10 protein-coding genes are annotated in these 12268 nt (G+C 69.6%); 4 read left to right on the forward strand and 6 right to left on the reverse strand.

The window, feature by feature from the left end; all coding sequences use genetic code 11:
- Positions 1-87: 87 nt before the first annotated feature.
- Positions 88-960, forward strand: coding sequence for a hypothetical protein (locus tag ABZ382_RS22495; protein WP_357091833.1), 873 nt, complete (start codon positions 88-90; stop codon positions 958-960).
- 1 nt (position 961) lies between these two features.
- Here the strand turns inward: ABZ382_RS22495 and ABZ382_RS22500 are convergent, their stop codons facing one another.
- Positions 962-1750: a hypothetical protein gene (locus ABZ382_RS22500; protein WP_357091836.1), complete on the reverse strand. Its 789-nt coding sequence runs from the start codon at positions 1748-1750 to the stop codon at positions 962-964.
- 24 nt (positions 1751-1774) lie between these two features.
- On the opposite strand from ABZ382_RS22500, the gene ABZ382_RS22505 reads away from it, so the two are divergent.
- Positions 1775-2707 carry an alpha/beta hydrolase gene (locus ABZ382_RS22505; protein ID WP_357091839.1) on the forward strand — a complete coding sequence of 311 codons (933 nt, stop codon included), beginning with the start codon at positions 1775-1777 and terminating at the stop codon, positions 2705-2707.
- 8 nt (positions 2708-2715) lie between these two features.
- On the opposite strand, the gene ABZ382_RS22510 is transcribed toward ABZ382_RS22505, so the two are convergent.
- The gene (locus ABZ382_RS22510) at positions 2716-3756 is read right to left on the reverse strand and encodes an NAD(P)-dependent alcohol dehydrogenase (protein WP_357091842.1); all 1041 of its coding nucleotides are present in this window, start codon (positions 3754-3756) and stop codon (positions 2716-2718) included.
- Positions 3757-3896: 140 nt separating this feature from the next.
- Between ABZ382_RS22510 and ABZ382_RS22515 the strand changes: the two genes are divergently transcribed.
- Together ABZ382_RS22515 and ABZ382_RS22520 are read left to right on the forward strand one after the other, a co-directional pair.
- Entirely contained in the window at positions 3897-5360 is a 1464-nt protein-coding gene (locus tag ABZ382_RS22515; RefSeq protein WP_357091845.1) for an NAD(P)/FAD-dependent oxidoreductase, read from the forward strand.
- Between the two features lie 5 nt (positions 5361-5365).
- The gene (locus ABZ382_RS22520) at positions 5366-6283 is read left to right on the forward strand and encodes an alpha/beta hydrolase (RefSeq protein ID WP_357091848.1); all 918 of its coding nucleotides are present in this window, start codon (positions 5366-5368) and stop codon (positions 6281-6283) included.
- 18 nt (positions 6284-6301) lie between these two features.
- On the opposite strand, the gene ABZ382_RS22525 is transcribed toward ABZ382_RS22520, so the two are convergent.
- From ABZ382_RS22525 to ABZ382_RS22540, 4 genes are all read right to left on the reverse strand, one after another.
- Positions 6302-6871 (reverse strand): helix-turn-helix domain-containing protein, encoded by a 570-nt coding sequence (locus ABZ382_RS22525; protein WP_357091851.1) that lies wholly within the window; start codon positions 6869-6871, stop codon positions 6302-6304.
- Between the two features lie 161 nt (positions 6872-7032).
- Positions 7033-8268 carry a cytochrome P450 gene (locus ABZ382_RS22530; RefSeq protein WP_357091854.1) on the reverse strand — a complete coding sequence of 412 codons (1236 nt, stop codon included), beginning with the start codon at positions 8266-8268 and terminating at the stop codon, positions 7033-7035.
- A gap of 82 nt (positions 8269-8350) precedes the next feature.
- Positions 8351-11023 (reverse strand): alkaline phosphatase family protein, encoded by a 2673-nt coding sequence (locus tag ABZ382_RS22535; protein ID WP_357091857.1) that lies wholly within the window; start codon positions 11021-11023, stop codon positions 8351-8353.
- A 101-nt stretch (positions 11024-11124) separates the two neighbouring features.
- Positions 11125-12261 (reverse strand): BTAD domain-containing putative transcriptional regulator, encoded by a 1137-nt coding sequence (locus ABZ382_RS22540; RefSeq protein WP_357091859.1) that lies wholly within the window; start codon positions 12259-12261, stop codon positions 11125-11127.
- Positions 12262-12268: the final 7 nt, after the last annotated feature.

Consider the following 12268-nt stretch of genomic DNA (forward strand, 5'->3'; position numbering starts at 1 on the left):
TTCAGCAACTGGCTGGACAACGGCAAGATCCCAGCGTGCCGTCACCGCGCCACGCCGGGGACCGTCGGGTCGGATTACTGTTTCGGTATGGGTGTCGGGGGCCAGGCCACGGGCGGTGATCCCGAAGCGCTGGACCGGGTGCTGGCCGGCGCCCGGGGAGTCCGGGTCCGCGAGATGCCGGGCGACGCGCCGACCCTGATCGAGGAGCGCGACCCGGTTGCCGTGCGAGCGCTGCGGGAGGCGCTGCGCGTCTCCGACCTGCCCGGCTTCGTGTGCATGTGCTGGGGCGACGCCGTCCTCGACTTCTTCGACGCCGACGAACGCCCCCTCACCTCCGTGACCCTGCATCACGGCTACTCGATCCGCTGGCCCGGCTGGCCGCAGGACGCGCGGCTCGCGGACGGGATGCGCTCCCTGGAATGGCTGGCGGTGCGCGGCGTCCCGGTGCCGCTGCAGGAGTTCCGCGCGGCCGAGCAGCGCCAGGCCGAGAGCGACCGCATCGCATACCGCTGGGTGGCCGAGATTCCCGAACCGCTCATCCCCTTCGCCGGTCTCTTCCTGGATACGTCCACCACCGGCGGCGGTCTGACCGGACCCCAGGTGGAGGAGGCCCGCGCCCTGCTCCTCATGGCGTACCCGGATCCCGTCGATCGAATCCTGCGACTGTGCTCCTGGTTCGCCGGCGGCACCGGGAGGTACTCGGGATACCCTGCGCACGAACGCATTCCGGCGCAGTTCCTCCTGCTCGAGGACCACGCCGACTTCGCGCTGGCGGTGGAGCTGGCCGACGAGCGCGCCACCGCGGGCGCGGTCCGCTACCTGCTCAGCTGGGATACCCGGAAGCGCTTGGCCCACCTGCTGTCCGCGCTCTCCCCGAGCGGCCGCCGCAAGATTCTGGTGCACGCCCGGGACGCGGAAGCCCGCCGCTGGCTACAACGCCGCATCACGGGATTGCAGTAGATCAGCCGACCGGAGCCGTGCGCAGCAGCTGCTCACCGCAGAAGCGCCGGATCACTTCGTCATCGCTGAATTCGGACTCGGGAACACCCTTTTCGTCGTCGACGCGGCAGGTGCTGTGACCGTCCTTGTCGTAGGTCCGGATGATCTCCGCGACGAACACCAGCTTCGATCCGACGAACTTCTGGAATTCGATGTACTTGTCCGCGGGACCGTTCTTGGCCTCCCCCGCGATGTAGCCGCTCGCCGTGCGATCGACTCCGATGCCGAAAACGCGTCCGGCCTCGACGAATTCGAGCTTGTCGGTCTTGGGCCGGTAGATGACGTAGTTCGAGTTCCCCACGATCGCGGTGGAGATGGGCACGATCAGCTCGTCACGGCCGTCGACGTCCAGGTCTGCCAGGTACGGCTCAGAGGGCACCTCGGTGTCCTGGATGTACAGGGTCTGAAGGGACTTTCCGCCGCTCCCCGTGACCTCGATGTTCGTCCGGTCGTGCCCGCCGGCACTCGCCTTGTGCCGCACGATGAACGAGAGCCCCGCGCTGTCGCGAGAGGTCAATCGGCAGTCCGGCAGCACCTCGTGCGCGCCCGCGCCCGCGCCGCGAATGTCACCGCACATCGGCAGGGCTGCCGTGTCCACCGTCGTGGCCGGAGCCGGTTTGGTGGTCGTCTTCGCCGCGACCGGCGTCGAAGTCGACGCCGGAGCCTGCGAATCCGCGGTGGTGTCGCCGGACCCACAGGCGGTGAGCAGCATGCATGTCGTGATGGCCAGCATCGGCCAGAACCTCCCCATGCCGTGGAGATTAGCCTGGATTCCATGGTCGAGTTTCCCGAGAGCAACGTGGGTCCGAAGTTCAAGGGCAAGCGGGTCGGGTACTTCCGCGAGGCGGCGGGGTATCGGCGGTACGCGCAGGCGTACCAGGACGGGTTCGAGCAGTTGCCGCCGGTGCGCGAGACGATCGATGTGCCGACGAGTTTCGGCGTCGTACGGGCCTACCGGTTCGGCGACGGGGACGCGACGCCGCTGGTGCTGCTGCCGGGAAGGCAGGCCGCGACCCCGCTGTGGGCGGCGAATCTGCCCGGGTTGATGGCGGTGCGTCCGGTGATCACGCTGGATCTGCTGGGTGAGCCGGGCCTGAGCGTGCAGACCAAGCAGTTGACCGACGACGCGGATCAGGCGACCTGGCTCTCGGAGGCGCTGGCCGAGTTGGAGTCTCGGCCCGTGCACGTGCTAGGGGTGTCGATCGGCGGATGGTCGGCGGTGAATCTGGCGGTGCGCCACCCGGAGCGGGTCGCGTCGCTGATCACCCTGGACGCGCCGTTCGTGTTCGGCGCGATGACCTGGAAGATGATCGTCATCTCGCTGGGCTCGGTGCTGCCCGGCATGCCGGAGAAGTGGCGCAATGGGTTGCTGAGCTGGATCTCCGGTGGCGTGTCCGCGCCGCAGGACATGCCGGAGGGGCGGTTGATCGCGTCGGGCATGAAGGACTTCGCCGCGTACTTGCCGATGACGAATCGGATTTCCCGGGAACAGCTTTCGGCGCTCACTCAGCCCTATCTGGGCATCTTCGCGGGCCGCAGCATCGTGCACAATTCCCGCAAGCTGGCGGACCGGGCGCGAAAGCTGGTGCCCAGCGGCCAGTTCGAGGTGTGGCCGGACGCGTCGCACGCCATCAATGGCGAGTACCCCGACGAGATCGCGGCGCGGGTCGCGAAGTTCCTCGGCGAGATCGAGCCCGCCGAGGACTGATTCGCCGCTTACGGCACGAGGACGGCGCGTCCCCGGATGTGTCCGGCGTCCAGGCGGCGCAGGGCTTCCGGGCCGTCGTTGAGGTCGAAGCGTTCGACCTCCATGTGGATCTTGCCCGCCTGTGCGAGGGCCACGCAGGCGTGCAGGTCGCCGCGGGTGCCGCCGAGCGACTTGCGCACGGTCGCGCCCCAGGGCCAGCCCGGGCCGCCCGCGGGTCCGGCGGTGATCTCCGGTGCGCCGCCGCCGATTCCGACCATGCGGTAGGCGCCGTTGGGGGCGACGGTCTCGCAGGCGAGTTTGGCGGTGGAGTCGGCGCCGACGAAGTCGAACACGGCGTCCGCGCCGCGTCCGTCGGTGAGGTCGAGGATCTGCTTGGCGGTGTCGTCGCCGGAGAGGAAGCCGATGTCGGCGCCGCAGTCACGGGCCAGGTCCAGCTTCTCCTGGGCCTGGTCGACCGCGATCACCCGGACGCCCGAGGTGGCCTGCAGGATCTGCACGCCCACGTGTCCGAGTCCGCCGATGCCGATGGCGACGACGGTGCCGCCGGGCCGCAGGGCTTCCCGGGCGCCGCGAATCGCGTGGTACGCGGTGAGGGCTGCGTCGGCGACGGGGGCGGCCTGCACGAAGTCGAGGTCGCCGATGGGCACGAAGGCGCTGGCCGGGATCCGCATGTATTCGGCCATGCCGCCGTCGAGGACCAGGCCCGGGGTGGGCGGCATGGCGACGCGGCCGGCGGCGAGGCAGACGTTCTCGTTGCCGCTCACGCATTCGCGGCAGACGCCGCAGGTCCAGAACAGGTAGACCAGGCCGCGTTCGCCGATCTCGCGGCCGTTGACGTCCGAGCCGATGGCCTCGATGGTGCCCGCGACCTCGTGGCCGAGGGTGAGCGGGTCCTCGCGCAGCTGGATGGGGAAGTTCACCAGCGTCAGGTCCGAATGGCACACGCCCGCCGCGCCGACCTTGATCAGCAGGTCGGTGGGTCCGATGTCCGGTACCGGGATGTCGTTGATCTGCACCTTTTCCGGGCCGGTCCACTGGAGTGCGCGCATCGTGTTTCCTTGCCTAGACGTTGTGACCTGGCGCACACGGTAGCATTCGCTTTACACTGTGTCTAGCGAATGACGGAATGTCTACCGATATTCGCCAAACCCTTCCCGACCCGAGAGACACGTGTCTAGGCTGCCGTCCCATGAACTCACCGCGGATCGCCATCGTGGGCGCCGGAATCTCCGGCATCTGCATGGCCGTGGCCCTGCAACGCGCCGGATTCCCTGAATTCACCATCTTCGAGAAGGCCCACGACTACGGCGGGACCTGGCGCGACAACAGCTATCCGGGCCTGGTGTGCGATGTGCCGTCGCGGTACTACCAGTTCCGATTCGCTATGAATCCCGAATGGACGCAGCTGTACTCGTCCGGACCGGAGATCAAGGATTACCTGGTCGGCGTGGCGCGCGAACACGGTCTGCACCGCAACACCCGCTTCGGCGCCGAGGTCACCGGCGCGGTGTTCGACGGCGACGGCTGGCAGGTCACCACCGGTGACGGCGCCACCGAACGCTTCGACTTCGTGCTGTGCGCAACGGGATTCCTGCATCACCCGACCCGGCCCGACATCCCTGGGCTGGACGACTTCGACGGCCCGGTCATGCATTCGTCGCGCTGGCGGCACGAGGTCGAGCCGCGCGGCAAACGGGTGGGCGTCATCGGGACCGGGTCCACCGGCACCCAGCTGGTGGGCGCGCTGGCGGGGGTGGCCTCGGAAGTCGTGCTGTTCCAGCGCACGCCGCAGTGGATCCTGCCGACGGTGAACCGCCCGTACACCGCGGTGTCCAAACGGCTGTACCAGCTGGTGCCCGCCCTGGGCCTGGCCCCCTACTGGTTCAATCGCGGGGCGTTCGCCGTGTTCTCACAGGGCCTGGTCCATCCCGGGCGGGTGCGCAAGCTGATCCAGTGGGTGGTGGAACGCCATCTGCGCTCGGTCGAGGATCCCGAACTGCGCCGCAAACTGACCCCCGACTACCAGGCCATGTGCAAGCGGCTGGTGGTGTCCGACCGCTTCTACCAGGCGGTGCAGCGACCCGATGTCACGCTGGTGACCGAGCACATCGACAGCGTCGAGGCGCGCGGTGTGGTCACCGCGGACGGCCGCCTGCACGAGCTCGACATCCTGGTGCTGGCAACGGGATTCGACTCGCACGCGTTCATGCGCCCGATGGCGATCACCGGCGCCCACGGCCGCACCCTGGACCAGGCGTGGACAGACGGGCCGCGCGCCTTCGAGGGCGTCATGATGCCGGACTTCCCCAACCTGTTCATGCTGGTGGGCCCGCACAGCCCCTTCGCCAACCATCCGCTGACCGCGGTCGCCGAGGCGCAGTCCGCGCGCATCGTGGGCTGGCTGCGACGCTGGCGCGCAGGCGAATTCACGACCATCGAGCCGACCCACGCCGCCACCGACCGCTACAACGCGCGCATGCGCGCCGCCGCCCCGAACACGGTGTGGACCACCGGCTGCACCAGCTGGTACCTGGGCAAGGACGGGCTGCCGGAGCTGTGGCCGTGGACGCCGGGCCGTTACGAGAAGCTGATCCGCGGCACGCCCGATCCGGTGGATTACCATCTGAAGCACAGTGTTCCGAGCGGGAAGTGATGATCGTGGAGAAAGCAGTGTGGCGCTTCGTTTCCCGCCTGATCGGCCACTGGATGTTCGGCCCGGCTCCGGATTGGAACCGGGTGCGTGCCCGGGTCGGTGCGAGCACCGCCTTCGCCCGCGCACCCCGCGCTGTCGCCGTCACGGCCGGTCGGCTGGGCGGCGTCCCGGTCGAAACCCTCACGCCGAGTGGGGCTCCCGCCGACGCGGCGGTGCTGTATCTGCACGGCAGCGGCTATGTGATCGGCAACTCGAGCATGGTCCGGCCCCTGACCGGCGCGCTGGCGGCGGCCATGGGCACGACGGTCCACTCCCTCGACTACCGGTTGGCTCCCGAGCACCCGCACCCGGCACCCATCGAGGACACGGTGGCGGCCTATCGAGCGCTCGTGGCGCAGGGCATTCCGGCCGAACGCATTGCCGTGGTGGGTGATTCGGCCGGTGGCGGGCTGGCGCTGGATCTGGCGATGCGGTTGCGCGACGAGGATCAGCCGCAGCCCGCGATCCTGGGACTGATCTGCCCGGTCCTGGATATGTCCGCGAGTTCTTCGGCGTTCCACTGTGATCCGAGCCGGGAGCCGCTGCTGAATCCGCCGTTGATGGCGCAGTTCATGGACGCTTACCTGCCCGGTGTTCCCGAGCAGGAGCGGCAGGCTCGTTCCCCGCTGTATCGGGACATCACCGGTCTCGCGCCGATCGTGATGCACTCGTCGGGTGACGATCTGCTCGCCGGGGACGCGCGGGAGTTCGCGGCGCTGGCCGCGAAAGTCGCCGCGCCCCTGCGGCATCGCGAGTTTCCGCATCTCTGGCACGTCTTCCATGTGCTGCCGATGCGGGTGGCGCGCGAGGCCGTCGACGATCTCGCGACCATGCTGTCGGACCGTCTCTTCGGTCATCACCTCGGCCACCGGACGGGCCGCTGACCGGAGCCGGACGCGGGCTCAGACGAACGCGCGGCTGACCACCGGCACCACGAATTCCTCGAGCATGGCGCGTTCCTCGGCGTCGTCGCGGCCGGGTGCGGCGAGGAAGGACACGATGATCCGGGTCAGCCAGCGAGCCAGGCGGCTGCGTTCGGGATCGGTGAGCGGCGTGGGCGCGAACAGCCCCGCGGCGATCGATTCGATGACGTCGGAGTCCTGGCTGATGCGCCCGGCCGCACCGGATTCACCGGGCCGGAACCAGGCGATGAGCATGGGGTCGGCGCGGACCGCGTGGATCGAGCCGAGCATGGCGGCCACCACCCGTTCGCCCGGATCCTCGACGGTGGCGACCTGCTCGAACACGCCCGCGGCGATGCGGCGGGTGGCGCGGTGCACGAAGGCCAGGCGCACGGCCTGGCGGTTCTCGAAGTAGCGGTAGAGGGTCGCGCGGGAGCATCCGGCCGCCTTGGCGATATCGCCCATGCCGACCGCGGCGACGCCCCGCTCGGCGAACAGGCGCGCGGCCGCGTCGAGAATGCGTTCGGCGGCCAGGTCGGCCCGTCCGTCGGCCAGCCAGTCTCGGCTCATGCGGTGTCCCTTCCCATCCGATCCGGACCCGTTCCCGTGTCCCGTGTTCCGGTCACGGGTCCGGTGGCGACAGTGACGCCGGACCCGTGCCCTCACACTCTGCCCGCGCGATACGAGGGCGGTGCAACCGGGCCGTCCGAGGCTGCGGACGGCCCGGAGTCTCAGGCCTGCGCGCGGAACGGCACCGAGATCGGCCAGCGCACGTAGTTGCCGTGCGCCCACTGCACCGCGTCGAGGTCGACGGTGAAGTCGGGGCAGCGCGACAGCAGTTCCTCCAGCGCGACCCGGGCGACCATGCGCGCGGCGGCCGCACCCAGGCAGTGGTGGTGGCCGTGGCTGAAGGTCATGATCCGCTTGGGGTTGCGTCGCACGTCGAGTTCGCCCGCGGTGGGGCCGAATTCGCGTTCGTCGCGATTGGCCGACCCGTAGCACAGCAGCACGCGCCGGCCCTCGGGGATGGTGACGCCGTGCAGTTCGATGTCGTGGGTGGCGGTGCGGGCCAGACCCTGCACCGGGGAGGTCATGCGGAGGAATTCCTCGACCGCGTCGGTGATCAGGGCCGGGTTCTCGACCAGCAGGCGACGCTGTTCGGGGTAGGCGGTGAGCAGTTGCACCGCGCCGCCGAGGTTTCCGGTGGTGGTGTCGTTGCCGCCGGTGATCATGGTGAAGGCGAAGCCCAGGATGGCGAGCAGGCCCTCGTTGTCGCCGTCCTCGCCCAGCCCGGAGGCCAGCAGGTGCGAGATGGTGTCGTCGCCGGGTTCCTTGCGGCGGCGGTCGATGAGTTCGCTGAAGTAGCCGACCATCTCCCCGACCGCGGTGAAGGCGTTCTGGTCGCCCGCCGCCAGTCCGGCCCCGGCGACCGCGCCGCCGACGATGTTCTCGGTCCAGTCGTCGAAGCGGCCCCGATCCTGTTCCGGCACACCGAGGTAGTGCGCCACCACCATGGTGGGCAGCGGCTTGAACAGTTCCTTGACGATGTCGCCGCCGCCGGCCGCGCGCAGCCGTTCGATGCGTTCGATGACGAAGGCGCGCACCTCGGGCTCCACCGAATTCACCTGGCGGGGTGTGAATCCCGGCGAGACGCGGCGGCGGAAGTCGGTGTGGTCGGGCGGATCCATGAACACGAACGGCTTGGCGGCGCCGAAGCCGGCGGCCACCAGGTCCACGTAGTCGACGGTCAGTCCGGAGGCCGAGGAGTAGTTCTCGGGTTCGCGGGCGGCCGCGTACACGTCCGCGTGCCGGGTCAGGACGTAGAAGTCATCGGATTCGCGGCCTTCGGGGACGACCCGGTGGACCGGATCATGGTCGCGCAGTTGGGAATACATGGGATACGGATCGCGCCAGGTCTCCCCGGATCGCAATTCGAATCGCACCGCATGAGACGCCATTGAACTCATGAACCGACCGTAAGACAAAACACGCAATATGTCTAGAACCTGTTGCAAAGTCGTCCTGATGTACCAGCCGGTCGGATCGGTCCTAGAGCACCCGGAAACGCACCGGATGCGCGAGCGGACGACCCGCGTCATCGAGGTGATGCAGCAGGTAGGAGCCGGTGGGCAGCGGTCCCAGCCGCGGGCCGGGGTCGACGGCGGCCACCTGCCGCACACCGGCCATGGGAGTGCCCGCGGCGTCCGGGGCCGCCTGCTCGGTGACGCCGAGGACCACCTGATCCCGGGTCACCCCGTTCCCCAGGGCGAGGCCGCGCAGCACCGGCGTCGCGGGGACGGCGGTGCTGAATCCGCCGGGATCGGCGTAGACGGCGAGCCGGTGCCCGGCCACCGCGTCGGCGAGGCCGTAGCTCACGACGAAATCCCGGCCGGGCTCGTACAGGGATCGGTCCAGCAGCAGCCGGGTGAAGGGCGCAGCATCGTCGGCGGTCTTCCCGGCAGCGCCGGTCTCCACGAATCCGCGGACGCGGCACAGGAATCCGGCGTCGGCGGAGGCGGATACCGACAGGTCGTACCAGCCCGCGCCCTCGGCGTCGCTCTCGCAGCGCATGTCCCGGCGCTCCGTCGACCCGGCGGCGATATCGATGGTCCAGGGGCCGTCACCGCGGTACGCGTTCGAGACCACCCGCACCGAAACAGGCTTCGTCCCAGGGTTTTCGAATGTCCACGCCAGTGCGCGCTTCCCGGAGCCCGCGGCGGTGGCGGTGACCCGCAGCCCGCCACACGGCCCGCCGAGGTCTCCGGCGAATCGGCGCTGGAAGCCGTCCGGGCCGTAGAGGGTGTAGTCGTAGTGGCCGTTCACGGCCGGCAGGTCGTGGGTGACCGAGCCGCCGCCGGCGAGGTCGAGGCGGGTCGGCGTGAAATCGGTGGCGAAGGCGTTGGGGTACACCAGGCAGTGCGCCGCCGCGGTCCCGCCATTGTCGATGGTCAGGGTGACCCCGCCGTCGGCCCCCGGTGCACAGCGCGCCTGTAGTCGGTACGGCAGCGGCACCCGCGACCGGCTGCCGCTCTGCTGCTTGGGCATCCGCTGGACGAACGGAAGCGGTTGCGCCACACCGGACATCGATTGTTCGGCGCGCGGGGAGGCGTTCGGCAGGATGAGGGTGCGCCGGGAGCCGAAGTCGAACAGGGCGGACAGGTCGCCGCACATCTGCCGCCGCCACGGGCTGATATTCGGCTCGGCCACGCCGGTGACGCGTTCCAGGAACTTCAGCACCGAGGTGTGGTCGAACAATTCGGAGGAGACCGCCTGCTTGCTCCACGGCGATACGACGATCGCGGGGGTCCGCGCGCCCAGGCCGACATTGTGGCGGCCGAAGTACTCGCCCGGGGCGCCCGGCGGCGGGGTCGGGGCCGGGATGTGGTCGAAGTACCCGTCGTTCTCGTCGTAGTTGAGGATGAAGACGGTCTTGTTCCACACGTCCGGGTGTTCGGCGAGCGCCTCCAGCACCCCGCGGACCAGGGCCTGACCATTGCGCGGGCCCATCACCGGATGTTCGCAGTCGACGTAGGGCGCGACGATCCAGGACACCGTGGGCAGTCGTCCGGTGGCCACGTCGGTACGGAACGAATCCACCAGAGTGCCCGTGCGCGAACGCAACAGCCCGCGCTCCACCAGCGCGCGCTGCCCGGCCGACAGTTCGTCCATGCCCCGTTTCAGGGCGGCGGCGTAGGCGGGTTCCAGGCTCGGATCCCGTTCCAGGTCGGAGTAGTAGCGGAAGAAGTTCTCGAAGGCGACGCCGCGCCCGCCGTTGGTGTACTTCAGCGCGGTGCGCGCGGCCTCGCGGTACGGCAGGAAGAAGTCGAGCGCGTTGTCGGTGTAGTTGTCCCACTCCTGGTAGACGCGCCAGCCGATGCCGCGGTCCTGGAGTCGTTCGGCGTAGGTGGTCCAGGGCAGGCCGAAGATGATGTCGTTGACGTAGCGCCCGGCGTCGGGGCTGAGCAGGGCGTCGTAGAGGAACAGGTTGCCGGTGCGCGGCCCGACCAGTCCGGCCAGCGCGGCGGCCACCGGCGTCGGGAGCGCGCCGGTCAGGCCGTGCACCAGGCCCAGGACCGCGTCCACGATGCCGGTGACCGGCAGGCTGCGCATCCAGCGCAGTTTCAGGTCGTCGGAGAACAGCGAGACCTGCAGGTTCTCCGCGTAATTGTCCAGGGCGAGCGGGTTTTCCACGGTGCCGGTGAACAGGTACATGCGGTTGGGGTCGGTGGGCCCGTTCACCGAGCAGTGGTAGCCGTCGCAGAGCGTGAACGCCTCGGCGAGCTGGTAGTAGAAGCCGAGGCTGTCGCGGTCGTAGCCGACCATGGTGCCCTCGCCCTTGGCCTTGATCCAGCCGTCGTTGCGGCCGGCGGCGAAAGCGTCGTGGCCGGTGCGGGTTCCGTGGTCGGTGCCGTCGATGTTCTGCAGCGTGGTGGTGTACGGCAGGACGACGCGGCCCCCGTCGGGCTGGTGGAAGACCGAGCGGCCGGTGGACAGTTGCAGCGCGTTCAGGTCGGCGTATCCGCGGACGCCGGGCATGGACCCGAAGTAGTGGTCGAAGGAGCGGTTCTCCTGCATCAGGATCACCACGTGCTCGATGCGGTCCCAGCCGCCGGGCGGGGCGGGTTCGGCCCAGGCCTGGGCCAGGCTCGGCGGGAGCATCGACATGGCTCCGGCCGCACCACCGGCGTGCGCGGCGTGCTTCAGAAAACGCCTCCGATCCATGGCATCCCCTAATGAGCATCGGAACGGCTATCACGAGGATCGCCGACCGACCTTGGGGATTCGTGGCGGTGAGGGGGCTCACCGGTGAAGGGTCAGTTAATTCAACCGGTGCTGTCATCGGTGCGGACCAGCACGAACACCAGTTCCGTGTCGCCGATGCGCAACACCGCTCCGTCGGACAATAACCCGCTGTCCACGATGCGCGCACCATTGACATACACGCCGTTGGAGGAGTGCAGGTCCTTGATCACCCAGGTGTGACCGTTGTCGATGAGCAGGGCGTGATGGCGGCTGACCCGGCCGTCGGCGAGCGCGATGTCGTTGTCGGACAGGCGACCGATCCGGGTGGTGGAACCGACCACCGGGTGCACGTGCCCGGACCGGTCGCGCAGCAGCGCCTGCGGTTCGTGCCAGCTGCGGTCCACGATGGTGGTGGCGCGGGTGGCCGAGGCGGCGGCGACCTGGCGCACGCTGAGCGGGTCCTGACGCAGGATCCGCGATTCCAGTTCCCGGATGCGGTGACCGGGATCGATGCCGAGCTCCTCGGCGAGGATGCCGCGCAGGCGGCGGGCAGCCTCCAGCGCGTCGGATTGGCGGCCGGTCATGTAGAGCGCGGTGATCAGCTGCTCCCACAGCGATTCCCGCAGCGGATGGTCGCGGACCAGCAGGTTCAGTTCGGCGACCACGCCCTCGGCGCGGCCCTGCGCGATATCGGCCTCGGCGCGGGCCTCGATGACGCCGATCCGCTCGTCGTCGAGGGCGACCGCGTAGGCGTCGGCGAACCCGAGTCCGCGCAGATCCGACAGCACCGGGCCGCGCCACTGCGCGAGGGCGTCGGAGAGCGCCTCGGTGGCGGCGGCGAAGCGTCCGGCGGCCAGCGCGCGCATGCCGTTCTCGCGGCGGGTCCGGAAGCGGAAGACGTCGCAGGCGGAGTCCTCGACCACGATGCGGTAGCCGGTGCCCATGTGCTGGAGCATGGTCCGGGCGTCGATGCCGCCGTCGCGCAGCGGTTTGCGCAGGTTGGAGACGATGGCGTGCAGGCTGACCCGCACGTCGGGCGGCGGATTGTCCTCCCAGACGGCGCTGGCCAGCGCGTCCACCGAGACCGGCCGGTTGGCGTTGATGGCCAGGTAGGCCAGTACCGCCCGCTGCTTGGGCCCGCCCAGCTGCTGCGCCACCCCGTCGATGGTCAGCTGCACCGGACCGAGCACGCCCACCCGCGCCCGCACCCCATCCATCGCCGAC

It is taken from the genome of Nocardia sp. NPDC005825 (genome assembly GCF_040630175.1).
In the GTDB taxonomy this organism is placed as follows: domain Bacteria; phylum Actinomycetota; class Actinomycetes; order Mycobacteriales; family Mycobacteriaceae; genus Nocardia.